Below are 14361 nucleotides of genomic sequence, written 5' to 3'. Positions count from 1 at the left end.
ATCCGGCGAGGGGACGCCGCTCATGACGGGCCGCAGGACCTACACGCTGGGCGAGATCGCGGCGCGCTTCGATCTCGCCCTCCGCGGAGACCCGGCGACACCGATCGCCGGTGTGGCCACGCTCGCCCGTGCCGGCGCCGACCGCATCGCCTTCCTCGCCAATCCCCAGTACCGCAAACATCTGGCCGCCACCGCCGCCGGCGCGGTGGTGCTGCGCGCCGCCGACGCGGACGCCTGTCCGGTGGCCTGCCTGGTCGCCCGTGACCCCTACGCGGCCTTCGCCCGCATCGCTGCACTGTTCGAAATCCGGCCGTCGCGGCCGGCCGGCATCCATCCCAGTGCCGTGATCGACCCCAGCGCCGAAATCGCCGCCGAAGCCCACATCGGCCCCTTCGTCAGCATCGGCGCGCGCAGCCGCGTCGAGCGCGGCGCCGTACTCGGCCCGGGCTGCGTGGTCGGTGAGGACTGCGTGGTCGGCGAGGGCTCGGAGCTGGTCGCCCGTGTCACCCTGGTCGCCCGCGTGCGGCTGGGCCGCCGGGTGCTGGTGCATCCCGGCGCCGTGCTCGGCGCCGACGGCTTCGGCCTGGCCATGGAGGCCGGCCGCTGGCTGAAAGTGCCGCAGTTGGGCGGCGTGACCATCGGCGACGACTGCGAGATCGGCGCCAACACCACCATCGACCGCGGCGCCATCGAGGACACCGTGCTCGAAGAAGACGTGCGCCTGGACAATCAGATCCAGATCGGCCACAACGTCCACATCGGCGCCCACACCGCCATGGCCGGCTGCGCGGCGGTCGCCGGATCGGCGAAAATAGGCCGCCACTGCCTGATCGGCGGCGGCGCCGGCATCGCCGGCCACATCGAACTGTGCGACCGGGTCGTGGTCACCGCCATGACCCTGGTCACCCATTCCATCCACGTCCCGGGCGAGTATTCCTCCGGCACGCCGTTGCAGGACAATCGCTCGTGGCGCAAGAACGCCGCGCGCTTCAAGCATCTGGACGAACTCGCGCGCCGCCTCAAAGCCGTTTTGCCAAGGACCGACCGAGAATGAACGACGCCCCCGTCTCGCTGCCCGTGGACGTGATCCGCATCCAGGAACTGCTGCCCCACCGCTATCCGTTCCTGCTGGTCGACCGCGTGATCGCGCTCGAACCGAACGTGCGCATCCACGCGGTCAAGAACGTCTCCGTCAACGAGCCGTTCTTCCAGGGCCACTTTCCCGGCCGTCCGGTGATGCCCGGCGTGCTGGTGATCGAGGCGCTGGCCCAGGCAGGCGGCCTGCTCACCCAGCTCTCGCTGGCCAGTGGCGCGGACAAGCGCGACAAGCTGTTCTACCTGGTCAAGGTCGACAAGGCGCGCTTCTCGCGCATGGTGGTCCCGGGCGACCGCCTCGATCTCATGGTCGAGCTCAAGCGCCAGATCCGCAACATGGCGCTGTACGAGTGCCAGGCGCTGGTCGACGGCGAGGAAGTCGCCAGCGCCGAGATCCTCTGCGCCGAGGCCAGGAACTGACCATGATCCATCCCACCGCCCAGATCGACCCTGCGGCCCGGATCGGCGAGAACGTCCGGATCGGCGCCTATTGCGTGGTCGGGGCGGAGGTCGAGATCGGCGACGGCACAGTACTGGCCAGCCATGTCGTGATCGATGGCCCGACCCGGATCGGCCGCGATTGCCGCATCCACGCGTTCGCCGCCATCGGTGGCGAGCCGCAGGACAAGAAATACGCCGGCGAGCGGGTGACCCTGGAAATCGGCGACCGCAACACCATCCGCGAATACGTCACCATCAACCGCGGCACCGGCAACGGCGGCGGCGTCACCCGCGTCGGCGACGACAACTGGCTGCTGGCCTACACCCACATCGCGCACGACTGCCAGGTCGGCAACCACTGCGTGTTCTCCAACAACGCCACCCTCGCCGGCCATGTCACGGTGGGCGACCACGTCATCCTCAGCGGCTTCGCCGGCGTGCACCAGTTCTGCCGCATCGGCGCCCACGCCTTCATCGGCATGGGCGCCTTCGTCAACGGCGACGTGCCGCCGTTCGTGATGGTCGCCCAGGAGGGCTACGGCCGTCCGCGCGGCATCAATGCCGAGGGGCTGAAGCGGCGCGGCTTTTCGCCGGAGCGGATCGGCGCGATCAAGCGCGCCTACCGTGCGCTGTATCTGTCGGGTCAACCCCTCGCCGAGGTCCGCGCGCAACTCGCGGCCATGGCGGACGACGCGCCGGACGTGAAGGCGATGCTGGATTTCATCGACACCGCCGAGCGGGGATTGTTGCGGTAAAGCGGAAACCGGGACCCGACCCGGGACCCGGCAGAGAGCAACAAAGCATCGGCATCCCCGGGCAAACCGGGATCCAGATTGCTTTCCGCTTCGGCTTTCGCGAGAAAAACGGCGCCGGCCACGCGCCGGATGCCAGCCGCCCCGGAAACGACGCCCCATCCCCACGCGAGGCAATATCGACAGCCATGACGACGCCTCCCGCCGTTTCTTCGAGCCCCGGATCCCGAGCCCCTGGCCACGGCCGCAAGCGCATCGCGCTGGTCGCCGGCGAAGCCTCCGGGGATCTGCTCGGCGCCGGACTGATCCAGGAACTGCGCGAGCGTCTGCCGGATGCCGAGTTCGCCGGCATCGGCGGCGCGCGCATGCGCGCGGCCGGGCTCGACGCCTGGCACGACTGCAGCGAACTGGCGGTGATGGGGCTGGCCGAGGTGCTGCGCCACCTGCCCCGCCTGCTGCGGCTGCGCCGCCGTCTGGTCGGACGCCTGCTCGCCTGGAAACCGGATGTGTTCATCGGCATCGACGCCCCCGACTTCAATCTCGGCATCGAGAAGCGCCTCAAGCGTGCCAGCATCCGCACGGTGCACTACGTCAGCCCCTCGGTGTGGGCCTGGCGCGAAAAGCGCGCGGAAAAGATCGGCCGCAGCGCCGACCGCGTGCTGTGCCTGTTTCCGATGGAGCCGCCGATCTATGCCCGCCACGGCGTCGATGCGCGCTTCGTCGGCCACCCGCTCGCCGATGCGTTTCCGCTCGTTCCCGACCGCGCGGCCGCCCGCGACGCACTCGGCCTGCCCCACGACGTCCCGGTCATCGCCGTGCTGCCCGGCTCGCGGGTCGGCGAGGTGCAGCGCCTGGGCCGCATCTTCGTCGAGGCCTTGGGCGAACTGTGGCCGCACGTGCCTGGCCTGCGCGTGGTCGCGCCGATGGCCAACGAGTACTGCCGCGAGGCCTTCGCCGCGGTCAACGGCGGCAACTTCGCCGACCTCCTCGACGGCCGCGCGCACGAAGCGATGATCGCCGCCGACGTGGTGCTGCTGGCCTCGGGCACCGCCGCGCTCGAAGCGATGCTGGCCAAGCGGCCGATGGTGGTGGCCTACCGCATCGCACCGCTCACGCACTGGATCGTGCGGACCTTCGGACTGCTCAAGACCGACCGCTACAGCCTGCCCAACGCCCTGGCCGGCGAAGCCGTCGTGCCCGAACTGATGCAGCGTGACTGCACCCCGGAAAACATCGCCGCCACGCTGCTGCACTGGTTCCGCCACCCGCAGGCGATCGACGCCCTCGCCCCCCGCTTCCGTGCCCTGCACGAGATGCTGCGCCGCAACGCGTCGGCGCGGGCGGCCGATGCGGTGGTGGAGTTGCTCCACAGTCGGAAATCGGAAACCGGAAATGGGACATCGTAAGACCCGCGCCATGGCTGGCAATCCGCCGCTGCCGCGCGACCACGACACCCGGCGCGCGCCGCAGGACACGGCGACGATTCCCACTCCCACCCATCCAGCCCCGGTCCCAGGCACCGCCGGCGTCGACGAAGCCGGCCGCGGCCCGCTGGCCGGGCCGCTGGTGGTCGCCGCGGTCATCCTCGACCCGCAGCGCCCCATCGACGGACTGGGTGACTCCAAACGGCTGAGCGAGGCGCAGCGCGAGGCGTTGTTTCCGTTGATCGTCGAGTGGGCAGTGGCATACCGCATCGAGATCGTCGCGGCCGAGGAGATCGACCGTCTCAACATCTTCCGCGCCACGCTCGAAGGCATGCGCCGCGCCGTCGCCGGGCTGTCGCCGGCCGCCGCGCACGCCCTGATCGACGGCAACCGCGTTCCGCCCGGACTGCCCTGTCCGGCCGAAGCGATCGTCGGCGGCGACGCACGCGTACCGGCCATCGGCGCGGCCTCGATACTCGCCAAGGTCGCGCGCGACCGGCTGATGCTCGCGCTCGATGACGAGTACCCCGGCTACGGCTTCGCCCGCCACAAGGGCTATCCCACGCCCGAGCACCTGGCCTGCCTGGACGCGCTCGGCCCCTGCCCGGCGCACCGCCGCAGCTTCGCCCCGGTGAAGCGCGCGATGGCGCGCGGCCTGTTCGACTGACCCGCCCCTTGCGACCTCACCGGCGCATCCGGGCCGAAGGTCAGTCCCACTTGCGGCACGCGCACGCCGCGCGACCTCGACGCATCCTTGCGCATCAAAGAGTAGGCAACGCCGAGCAGGACGACGCTGCCGCGGCGCACCAGGGCCGGCGCAAGCGCGGAACAGGCCCGGGACGGATCCGTGCAGTGCCGCCGGCAGGAGGCGACCGATCCCCCACCCCGGGAGACTGCGATGCGCATCGACTTCGACTTCGAACCCGACGACCCCGACCTGCAGCCTTTCCGTGACGCCTGGCTGCAACAGTGCGAACGCCGCCGCGACCGGCCACTGGGCGCGCTCGCGGCACGTGCGCTGTCGGCGCAGGCGGCGATTCCGCTCGACGCCCCGGCCGCCTGCCGCGACCGGCTGGCCGCGATTCCCGACCTGGTGGCGCTGCTGATCGATCCGGGCTGGCCGCTCCCGTCGCACGAGCACGCGCGCCTCAGCGGCGCGCTGGCCTATTTCTGCGAACGGATGGACCTGATCCCGGACGACGCTTCGCACTTCGGCCTGCTCGACGACGCCATCGTGCTGGCGATGGCGCTGTCCGACTGCGCGGAAACCTGGTGCGACTGGCGCGAGTACCGCGCCTGGCGCGAGGCCTGTCCCGAGGCCGGCCCGCTGGACCGTCGGCAATGGCACGCGACGCGCGACGCGCTGCTGCGCGACGCCCTGCGCCGGGCGCGGCTGGCCAGCTATCTGGCGACTCCGTCACGCGGCCGCTACGCACCTGCGGGCGCGGCGCTGGACTTCCCCGAAGCGGTGCAGTTCGGCCTGCATTGAGCAGGGCCTGCGGGCGCCCCTGTCAAGCCTTGTCCGCCCCCACCCCCGGGGCTACCCTGCCGGCTGACCTGCGGTCGCCGGCATGACTCCCCGCTTCATCCATCTCCACCTCCACAGCGAGTATTCGCTCACCGACTCCACCATCCGCATCGGCGAGCTGGTGAAGCGGTGCGCGGCCCTGGGCATGCCGGCGGTGGCGCTGACCGACCAGAGCAACCTGTTCGCGCTGGTGAAGTTCTTCAAGGCCGCCGAGGCCGCCGGCATCAAGCCGATCGCCGGCGCCGACCTGTGGCTGACCGACGAAGGCCAGCCGCCCGCGCGGCTCACCCTGTACTGCCAGAACCGCGACGGCTACCTCGCGCTGTCGCGCCTGTTGTCGCGCGCCTACCTGGAGGGCCATCACGGCGACTACGTGGCGATCCGTCCGGAATGGCTGTTCGCCGACTGCACCGGGCTGATCGCGCTGGCCGGGCGCGACAGCCCGATCGGCCGGCACCTCGTCGCCGGCCGCGACGAACAGGCCGCGCGCACTGTCGCCGACTTCAAGCGCCACTTCCCCGACCGCCTGTACCTGGAGCTCACCCGCACCGGCCGGAACGGTGAGGAACCGTTCAACGCCGCCGCGATCGAGCTCGCCGCGCGCCACGACCTGCCCCTGCTGGCGAGCAACGACGTGCGCTTCCTGTCACCCGACGATTTCGAGGCGCACGAGGCGCGGGTGTGCATCGCCACCGGCCGCGTGCTCGACGATCCCAAGCGCCCGCGCGAGTACAGCGCCGAGCAGTACCTGAAGTCGCCCGAGCAGATGGCCGAGCTGTTCGCCGATCTGCCCGAGGCGCTGGAGAACACCGTCGAGCTGGCCAAGCGCTGCAACCTGGAACTCAAGCTGGGCACCTACTATCTGCCCGACTTCCCGGTGCCCGAAGGCCACACCCTCGACAGCTGGATCCGTACGCAGGCACATCAGGGCCTGGCCGCGCGGCTGGAAAAGCACCCGCTCGCGCCCGGCCACAGCCGCGAAGACTACGCACGCCGGCTCGACACCGAGCTGGACGTGATCGTGAAGATGGGCTTTCCCGGCTACTTCCTGATCGTTGCCGACTTCATCAACTGGGCCAAGGACAACGGCATCCCGGTCGGCCCCGGCCGCGGCTCCGGCGCCGGCAGTCTGGTCGCCTGGGCGCTGGGCATCACCGACCTCGACCCGATCCCCTACGACCTGCTGTTCGAGCGCTTCCTGAACCCCGAGCGCGTGTCGATGCCGGACTTCGACATCGACTTCTGCATGGACCGCCGCGACGAGGTGATCGACTACGTCGCCCGCAAGTACGGCCGCGACAAGGTCAGCCAGATCATCACCTACGGCACCATGGCGGCCAAGGCCGTGGTGCGCGACTGCGGCCGCGTGCTCGGCCACCCCTACGGCTTCGTCGACGGCATCGCCAAGCTGATCCCGAACACGCTCGGCATCAGCCTGGAGGACGCGCTCGGCCGCACCGAGGCGGCGGCGAAGAACCAGGAGCTGGCCTCGCCCGAGCTGATCCAGCGCTACAACGACGAAGAGGACGTGCGCGACCTCATCGACCTGGCGCTCAAGCTGGAGGACCTCACCCGCAACGCCGGCAAGCACGCCGGCGGCGTGGTGATCGCGCCGGCCGCGCTGACCGACTTCGCCCCGCTGTTCGCCGAACACGCCGGCGACGGCACCCGTGGGCGCAACCCGGTCACCCAGTTCGACAAGGACGACATCGAGGCGGTCGGCCTGGTGAAGTTCGACTTCCTCGGCCTGCGCACGCTCACGATCATCGACTGGGCGGTGAAGGCGATCAACGCGCGCCGCGCGCGGGAAGGCGCCAAACCGCTCGACATCGCCGCGCTGCCGCTGGATGACCCCGCGACCTACGAGCTGTTCGCCCGTGGCGACACCGTCGCGGTGTTCCAGTTCGAGTCGCGCGGCATGCGCGAGCTGCTCAAGCGCGCCAGGCCCGACCGCTTCGAGGACATCATCGCGCTGGCCGCGCTGTTCCGCCCCGGCCCACTGGGCTCGGGGATGGACCGCGACTGGGTCGACCGCAAGCACGGCATCGCCGAAGTCACCTACCCGCACCCCCTGCTGGAGCCGGTACTGGCGCCGACCTACGGCGTCATCGTCTACCAGGAACAGGTGATGCAGATCGCGCAGGTGCTGGCCGGCTACAGCTTGGGCGGCGCCGACCTGCTGCGCCGCGCCATGGGCAAGAAAAAGCCCGAGGAGATGGCCAAGGAGCGCGCCAAGTTCGAAGCCGGCTGTGCCGAGCGCGGCATCGACGCGGCCGTCGCCACCGGCATCTTCGACCTGATGGAGAAGTTCGCCGAGTACGGCTTCAACAAGTCGCACTCGGCCGCCTACGCACTGGTCGCCTACCAGACCGCCTGGCTCAAGACCCACTACCCCGCCGAGTTCATGGCCGCGACCGCATCGTCGGACATGGACAACACCGACAAGGTGGTCAACTTCCTCGCCGAGACGCGCGCGCTCGGCATCGCCGTGCTGCCACCGGACGTCAACGCCTCGGCCTACATGTTCGAAGCGGTCGAGCCGAAGGTGGTGCGCTACGGCCTGGGCGCGATCAAGGGCGTGGGCCGCGGCGCCTGCGAAGCGATCGTCGAGGAGCGCCGGCGCGGCGGCCCGTATCGCGACCTGCTGGACTTCTGCAAGCGCGTGGACTCCAGCAAGCTCAACCGCCGCGTGCTCGAAGCGCTGATCCACGCCGGCGCACTCGACGCGCTCGGCCGCAACCGTGCCTCGCTGATGCTGCAATTGCCCGAGGTACTCCGCGCCACCGAGCAGCTCGCCCGCGAGCGCGAGGCCGGCCAGGTGTCGCTGTTCGGCGACGCCGACGCGCCCGAGATCCACATCGAACTGCCCGAGACCGACGAATGGCCGCTCAAGCGCCGCCTCGACGGCGAGCGCGAGACGCTTGGCCACTACCTCAGCGGCCACCCGCTCGACCCCTGCCGCAACGAGCTGCTCTCGCTCACCGGCTGCACGCTCGGCGACCTCGACCGGGTCTGGGCCGAGCGACGCGGCGGCAACGGCGAGCGGCGCGGCTACCGCGACGAAGTGCAGGTGACCGTGGCCGGCATGGTCGCCGGCGTGCGCAAGCGCGGCGAGACACAGGCCTTCGTGCAGATCGAGGACGGCCACGGCCGGCTCGAATGCGCCTTCTTCGGCGACGCCTTCACCGACTTCGCCCCGCTGCTGACCCGCGACGCCATCCTGGTGATCGAGGGCGGCCTGCGCGAGGACGAGTTCAGCGGGGGCTTCTCGCTGCGGGTCAAGCAGTGCTGGGACTTCCGCCAACTGTGCGCCGAGCACGGCCGCGGCCTGGCGCTGACGGTCGACCTGCGCGAGGATCCGGGCCTGGGCCGTCTCGAGCGCCTGCTGGCCGAATACCGCCCCGGCCGCACCCCGCTGCGGCTGGAACTGATCACCCCCAAGGCGCGCGGCGCGCTCGACCTCAACGGCCACAGCGCGGTGCGCGCCGACCCCGAGCTGCTCGGCGTCCTGCGCGCCCTGCCCGGCGTCAGTCGCGTACGGCTGGTGCTGGGGCGCCCTGGCAGCTGAGCATCCACACCTCGTGTTCTAGAGTCGCCACTCTAGCCCCGCTATACTCCCGCCCTCTTCCGGCGGCCGGTATCCTGCCCGCATGAATCCGAATTTCCTCGATTTCGAACAACCCATCGCCGAACTGGAAGCCAAAATCCAGGAACTGCGCCATGCCAGCCATGGCCCGGCGGTCAACATCGAGGACGAGATCCAGCGCCTGCAGGAAAAGCTCAAGGCGCGCACTGCGGAAATCTTCCGCAATCTGACGCCGTGGCAGATCTCCCAGCTCGCCCGCCATCCGGCCCGACCCTACACCAACGACTACATCCGGCTGATCTGCGACGAGTTCCACGAGCTGGCCGGCGACCGCGCCTACGCCGACGATCCCGCCATCGTCGGCGGCATCGGCCGCATCGACGGCCGCCCGGTGATGATCATCGGCCACCAGAAGGGCCGCGACACCAAGGCCAAGATCCGCCGCAACTTCGGCATGCCGCGACCGGAGGGCTACCGCAAGGCGCTGCGGCTGATGAAGATGGCCGAGCGTTTCGGCCTGCCGCTGCTGACCTTCATCGACACCCCCGGCGCCTACCCTGGCGTCGGCGCCGAGGAGCGCGGCCAGTCCGAGGCCATCGCCCGCAACCTGCTCGAAATGGCCGAGCTCAAGACCCCGATCGTCTGCACCGTGATCGGCGAGGGCGGCTCCGGCGGCGCGCTCGCCATCGGCGTCGGCGACCGCACCCTGATGCTCGAATACAGCACCTACTCGGTGATCTCGCCGGAAGGCTGCGCCTCGATCCTGTGGAAGTCGGCCGACAAAGCCAAGGACGCCGCCGAGGCCCTGGGCCTGACCGCCCCACGGCTGCTCGAACTCGGCCTGATCGACGAAGTGATCCGCGAACCGCTCGGCGGCGCCCACCGCGACCCGCAGGAGATGGCCACGCGGCTCAAGGCCGCGCTGCTGAGGAACCTGGACGCGCTGCAGAACGTCCCCGTCGACGAGCTGCTCGAACGCCGCTACCAGCGCCTGCGCGGCTACGGCGCTTACGAATCGGCCTGAGCCGGCGCAGCGGCGGCCCGATCCGCTAGCATCGCGGGATGCCCGTCCCGCCGCTCCCGCAGCACCTTGCCGATGCGCTCGCCGCCACACCCGCCGGCGCGCTGTGCGTGGCCTTCAGCGGCGGCCCCGATTCGCTCGCCCTGCTGCACGCGCTGGCACGGCTGCCGGCCGCGCGCCAGCGCGGCCTGCGCGCATTGCACGTCGATCACGGCCTGCATCCGGATTCGCCGGCCTGGGCCCGGCACTGCCTCGCGTTGTGCGCCGGATGGGATGTGCCCTGCGACATCCTGCACGTCGCGGTGGCGCGCGACAGCGGCGACGGCCTGGAAGCCGCCGCCCGCGCCGCGCGCCATGCGGCACTGGCCGCGGCGATGCGGCCGGACGAGATCCTCGTCATGGCCCATCACCGCGACGACCAGGCCGAAACCTTTCTGCTGCGCGCCCTGCGCGCCTCCGGTCCGGACGGACTGGCGGCGATGCGGCCGTGGCGCCGTTTCGGCCCCGGCTGGCTGTGGCGGCCGCTGCTGGACCTGCCGCGCGACACACTGCGCGACTACCTGGCCGCGCATTCGCTGGACGCCATCGACGACCCCGCCAACCGCGACCCGCGCCACGACCGCAGTTGGCTGCGCAACGAACTGATGCCGCTACTGCGCCAGCGCTGGCCACAGGCCGGGGCCGCGCTGGCCCGCAGCGCCAGACTCTGCGCCGAAACCGTCGATCTGCTCGACAGCGAGGACGCCCGCTGCCTCGCCCGGGTGCAGACGGCCGACCCGCAGGTGCTGCACACCGATGCGCTGCTCGCGCTACCCACAGCACGCCGCGCGCGTGTGCTGCGACGCTGGATCAGCGAACTCGGCCTGCCGCCGCTGCCCGGCCAGGCCATCGACAGCATCGAGCACGAATTGCTCCCGGCCCGCGCCGACGCCGAAGCCGCATTCACCTGGTCCGGCGCGACGATCCGGCGCTGGCGTGGGCTGTTGCACGCCGGATGGTGTGTGGCGCCATTGCCGGACGACTTCATCGTCGAGTGGGATGGACGCACACCGATGGCCCTGCCCACCGGCGACATGCTGCGTCTGGACTGCAATGCACAGGCAGGCGCGGCTTCAGCCGTGACCGGAGCATTCGCAAGCGACCCGGTCGCGACTGAATCCGCTCCCACGAAGAGCACCGGATTCGATATGCCGGTGACAGTACGCAGCCGCCGCGGCGGCGAGCGCATCCTGCTGCCCGGCCGCGACCACTCGCACGCGCTCAAGCACGTCCTGCAGGATCTCGGCGTCCCGCCCTGGGAGCGCGAGCGCCTGCCGCTGCTGTTCGCGCCCGACGGCGAACTGCTGGCCGCCGGCGACCTCGCCGTCTCCACCCGCCTCGCCACCTGGCTGCGCGACAACGGCCTGCGCCTGCAATGGCGGCGCAGCGCGAAAACCTGGACACAACCGCCTTGCGGCACCGCTTGCGCACACCGCGTCGAGCAACCGCAACCGCATCGGCATCGCCGCCGCCCACCCCCGGTTGCCGACCCGCCCGACTCCTTGTAGCGTTCCAGCACCGACTCCATGGCTGGGGAAACCATGGCGAATTCAGACACCCGGATCAGGCACCCGCATCGACGCGACAGCGTTGATTCGTGCAGGGAATTTTCTACCCGGCAACACCCCGCCCTCCCGGGATAGGCACCCGGATTACACCCCACATTGACGTCGAATCGTAGTTAGGCCGCACATGAAGCGTCTTGTTGCCCCACCCAACACGGCCACAAGTGAATAGTTCTCTTAAGCTCAATGGGTTCTTCCGGGTTCTCCGTGGCCATCAGGCCTTGACTAGCGCATTGGTATTTGCCGGGTAGAGGTCGAGCCCGCCACAGTGGAACAGCGCGGCGATACGGAAGCTGGCGTGGCTGCGGAAGCCGCGGGCACTGCGCTGGATCGCCATGAGCAGGCTGTTGATGCCTTCGGCCTTGCCGTTGGTGATCGGGTGCCGGCAATAGCGGATGATCGGTTCGAGCTTCTCCTTGACCAGCAGCGCGAAATCGAGCATCGGGCCCGGCAGGTGGTCGCTGACATGGTTCAGCCACGCCTGCACGTGAGCCCGCGCCGCCTCGACCGTGGGTTGTTCCCAGGTCGGAGGTGTTCCAGGACACCCATGATCTAGGGGGTGTTCCAAGGTGTTCCAGGACACCGATGATCTTTACGGCGGCGCCGTCCCCAGTCCCGCCCTTCCGGCCGTGTAGGCCGTTTCCTACACGATCCGTCAAGCCAGACCGACTGACAGCCCAAGCCGCGCGCGCCAGACTGCGCGCATGACCCAGCCGCGCCGCCACATCGTCGATCCCGCCACCGCAGGCTTCTACCACTGCGTCTCGCGCTGCGTCCGCCGCGCCTTCCTCTGCGGCTTCGACACCCACTCGGGCCAGTCCTTCGAGCACCGCAAGGCCTGGGTGGAAGAGCGCCTGCTGGAACTGGCCAAGTGCTTCGCCGTCGGCCTCTACGCCTACGCCGTGATGAGCAACCATCTGCACGTGGTGCTGTATGCCGATCCCGGCGTGGCGCATGCCTGGTCGGCCGAGGAGGTCGCCGAACGCTGGACTCGCCTATTCCCGGTGCGCGAGGGCGATCAGGTGAACGAGGAAGCCACCCGGCTGCGTGCCGAGATGCTCGCCGGCAACCCCGAACGCATTGCCGAGCTGCGCGAGCGCCTGGGCTCGGTGTCCTGGTTCATGCGCTGCCTGAACGAACCCATCGCACGCCGGGCCAACCGCGAGGACGGCTGCACCGGGCGCTTCTGGGAGGGACGCTTCAAGTGCCAGGCCCTGCTCGACGATCAGGCCGTGCTGGCCTGCATGGCCTATGTCGATCTCAATCCAATCCGGGCGGGCATTGCGCCGAGTCTGGAGGCATCCGAATACACCTCGGTGGTCAAACGCCTGATTTGCGGCGACATCGAAGCCGACCAGCCCCTGCTGCCGGTCGCCGGACGCGTGAAGGCCGAAGGCTTGCCGCTGACGCTACCCGAGTACCTGGCGCTAACCGACTGGACCGGACGCATCGCCCGGGCCGACAAGCGCGGGGCCATCGTCGGCGGTCCGCCGGCGGCGCTGAGGCACCTGGGCATACCCAGCGACCAGTGGCAGGACCAAGTGTTCGGCATCGAGACCCGCTACTGGCGCGCCGTCGGCGCCGTCGAGGCCCTGCTGGCCAAGGCGCGAGAACTGGGGCAGTGCTGGCTCAAGGGGGCCGGCGTCATGCGCAAGCTCGAGCGCGCCAGGGTGCATTGAGAGGATCGGGGCCGTCACCGATCACACGGAGCACCGATCGACGCGCAGCCGAAGGCGGTCACGCACCTACCTTTCTAGAATCAGGCGAGACGGCCGCCGTTCCTGGACCTGGCCGCAGATTCGCCGAGCATACTCACCCAGCAGGTCTTGCGAGCGCTGCGAAGGCAGCCAACTCCGGCGACCGTTGTCATGGCGGCACGAATCTTGGGTGTCCTCGTTCTCCCCCCCCCCCGCTCGCGCTCGCGAATCTTGGGTGTCCTCGTTCTCGCTTTAATCTCGTTAATCGAATCTTGGGTGTCCTCGTTCTCCTCGTTCTCGCCCCGATCGACGCGCAGCCGAAGGCGGTCACGCGCCTCCCTTTCTAGAATCAGGCGAGACGGCCGCCGTTCCTGGACCTGGCCGCAGATTCGCCAAGCATACTCACCCGGCAGGTCTTGCGAGCGCTGCGAAGGCAGCCAACTCCGGCGACCGTTGTCATGGCAGCACGAATCTTGGGTGTCCTCGTTCTCCTGGGTGTCCTCGTTCTCCTTGGGTGTCCTCGTTCTCGTCCCCTCGTTCTCGTCCCTCGTTCTCGTCCTCTCGTTCTCGTCCTTCCTCGTTCTCGTCCTCGTTCTCGCTGGTCGTTCTCGCTGGTGTCCTCGTTCTCGCTCGTTCTCCCCCGCGACACCGTGGCCGGGTCCTCGCCGCGCAGCAGCCTCAGCAGCGCATCACGCCTGGGCCTCGCCGACCAGCGGCCGCGCTCCTTCACCAACTCGATCTTCTTGTGCTTCATCTCGGACTCTCCCCTTGGGGGCAGGCCCCGCAGAAGCGTGTTCGAGGCAATCGGGGGGCGGAGGACGTGTCGGAATCGTAGCAGGATGGACGATGGACGGTTGCCGTTTACACCGCATCAACATTGAACGCCTGATAATAGTGGACCGTGGGCCCCATGAGGGCGACTCAAGCAGTAGCGAAAGACCCTCATCATCGGGCAGGGATGCCGCCAACCGGGCATCAGGCGCCGGATGGCTCGAGCACAGGCATGGCCGACAGCCCCGCGAGTCAGAAAAACGACACTAAAACTCAACGAGGCGGTTCTCCAAGATGAGAAGCATTGTAATCTTCGGCACACTTGCCATCGGCATGGTGGCTACCCTGTCGGCCCTGCAAAATGCACGAACTCCGCAGCGGGCTTGGCTTGGCCCCCCTTGGACGACTGCGCGAATCCCCGGAAAATCACACCGTCGTTGCC

The 14361-nt window shown here is 69.5% G+C and carries 10 protein-coding genes and 1 pseudogene; 10 read left to right on the top strand and 1 reads right to left on the bottom strand.

Annotation, left to right across the window (positions count from 1 at the left end):
* Nucleotides 1-22 precede the first annotated feature (22 nt).
* From lpxD to tilS, 9 genes and pseudogenes are all read left to right on the top strand, one after another.
* The gene (gene lpxD / locus HNQ58_RS03560; protein ID WP_183947421.1) at nucleotides 23-1054 is read left to right on the top strand and encodes a UDP-3-O-(3-hydroxymyristoyl)glucosamine N-acyltransferase; all 1032 of its coding nucleotides are present in this window, start codon (nucleotides 23-25) and stop codon (nucleotides 1052-1054) included.
* Complete coding sequence (gene fabZ, locus HNQ58_RS03555) at nucleotides 1051-1515, top strand: 3-hydroxyacyl-ACP dehydratase FabZ (RefSeq protein ID WP_183947420.1); 465 nt, start codon at nucleotides 1051-1053, stop codon at nucleotides 1513-1515. Before lpxD ends, fabZ begins: the two co-directional genes overlap by 4 nt.
* A gap of 2 nt (nucleotides 1516-1517) precedes the next feature.
* Nucleotides 1518-2291 (top strand): acyl-ACP--UDP-N-acetylglucosamine O-acyltransferase, encoded by a 774-nt coding sequence (lpxA, locus tag HNQ58_RS03550; protein ID WP_183947419.1) that lies wholly within the window; start codon nucleotides 1518-1520, stop codon nucleotides 2289-2291.
* A 185-nt stretch (nucleotides 2292-2476) separates the two neighbouring features.
* Nucleotides 2477-3694, top strand: a complete 1218-nt coding sequence (gene lpxB / locus HNQ58_RS03545; protein WP_183947418.1) for a lipid-A-disaccharide synthase — start codon at nucleotides 2477-2479, stop codon at nucleotides 3692-3694.
* A complete protein-coding gene (gene rnhB, locus HNQ58_RS03540; protein ID WP_246416935.1) occupies nucleotides 3681-4379 on the top strand; it encodes a ribonuclease HII in 699 nt (232 codons plus the stop codon). Before lpxB ends, rnhB begins: the two co-directional genes overlap by 14 nt.
* Before the next feature lie 231 nt (nucleotides 4380-4610).
* Nucleotides 4611-5201, top strand: a complete 591-nt coding sequence (locus tag HNQ58_RS03535; protein WP_183947417.1) for a YkvA family protein — start codon at nucleotides 4611-4613, stop codon at nucleotides 5199-5201.
* A gap of 82 nt (nucleotides 5202-5283) precedes the next feature.
* Complete coding sequence (gene dnaE, locus HNQ58_RS03530; protein WP_183947416.1) at nucleotides 5284-8808, top strand: DNA polymerase III subunit alpha; 3525 nt, start codon at nucleotides 5284-5286, stop codon at nucleotides 8806-8808.
* 82 nt (nucleotides 8809-8890) lie between these two features.
* Nucleotides 8891-9850 (top strand): acetyl-CoA carboxylase carboxyltransferase subunit alpha, encoded by a 960-nt coding sequence (locus HNQ58_RS03525; RefSeq protein ID WP_183947415.1) that lies wholly within the window; start codon nucleotides 8891-8893, stop codon nucleotides 9848-9850.
* Nucleotides 9851-9888: 38 nt separating this feature from the next.
* Nucleotides 9889-11277 (top strand): annotated as a pseudogene (gene tilS / locus HNQ58_RS03520) (tRNA lysidine(34) synthetase TilS); the annotation flags it as partial.
* Nucleotides 11278-11665: 388 nt separating this feature from the next.
* Here the strand turns inward: tilS and HNQ58_RS03515 are convergent.
* A complete protein-coding gene (locus tag HNQ58_RS03515; RefSeq protein ID WP_343057167.1) occupies nucleotides 11666-12034 on the bottom strand; it encodes a transposase in 369 nt (122 codons plus the stop codon).
* Between the two features lie 121 nt (nucleotides 12035-12155).
* Here HNQ58_RS03515 and HNQ58_RS03510 point away from each other — a divergent pair, with 121 nt between their 5' ends.
* A complete protein-coding gene (locus tag HNQ58_RS03510; RefSeq protein ID WP_183947412.1) occupies nucleotides 12156-13130 on the top strand; it encodes a transposase in 975 nt (324 codons plus the stop codon).
* Nucleotides 13131-14361 lie beyond the last annotated feature (1231 nt).

This window comes from Rehaibacterium terrae (assembly GCF_014202935.1).
Taxonomy (GTDB): domain Bacteria; phylum Pseudomonadota; class Gammaproteobacteria; order Xanthomonadales; family Xanthomonadaceae; genus Rehaibacterium; species Rehaibacterium terrae.
Note: the sequence above shows the minus strand (reverse complement) of the source record. Positions and strands in the feature narration are given on the sequence as shown.

Excerpts from the sequence above, each read along its gene's own strand:
- lpxD (WP_183947421.1), top strand. The coding sequence starts at position 23 with ATGACGGGCCGCAGGACCTACACGCTGGGCGAGATCGCGGCGCGCTTC.
- fabZ (WP_183947420.1), top strand. The coding sequence starts at position 1,051 with ATGAACGACGCCCCCGTCTCGCTGCCCGTGGACGTGATCCGCATCCAG.
- lpxA (WP_183947419.1), top strand. The coding sequence starts at position 1,518 with ATGATCCATCCCACCGCCCAGATCGACCCTGCGGCCCGGATCGGCGAG.
- lpxB (WP_183947418.1), top strand. The coding sequence starts at position 2,477 with ATGACGACGCCTCCCGCCGTTTCTTCGAGCCCCGGATCCCGAGCCCCT.
- rnhB (WP_246416935.1), top strand. The coding sequence starts at position 3,681 with ATGGGACATCGTAAGACCCGCGCCATGGCTGGCAATCCGCCGCTGCCG.
- HNQ58_RS03535 (WP_183947417.1), top strand. The coding sequence starts at position 4,611 with ATGCGCATCGACTTCGACTTCGAACCCGACGACCCCGACCTGCAGCCT.
- dnaE (WP_183947416.1), top strand. The coding sequence starts at position 5,284 with ATGACTCCCCGCTTCATCCATCTCCACCTCCACAGCGAGTATTCGCTC.
- HNQ58_RS03525 (WP_183947415.1), top strand. The coding sequence starts at position 8,891 with ATGAATCCGAATTTCCTCGATTTCGAACAACCCATCGCCGAACTGGAA.
- HNQ58_RS03510 (WP_183947412.1), top strand. The coding sequence starts at position 12,156 with ATGACCCAGCCGCGCCGCCACATCGTCGATCCCGCCACCGCAGGCTTC.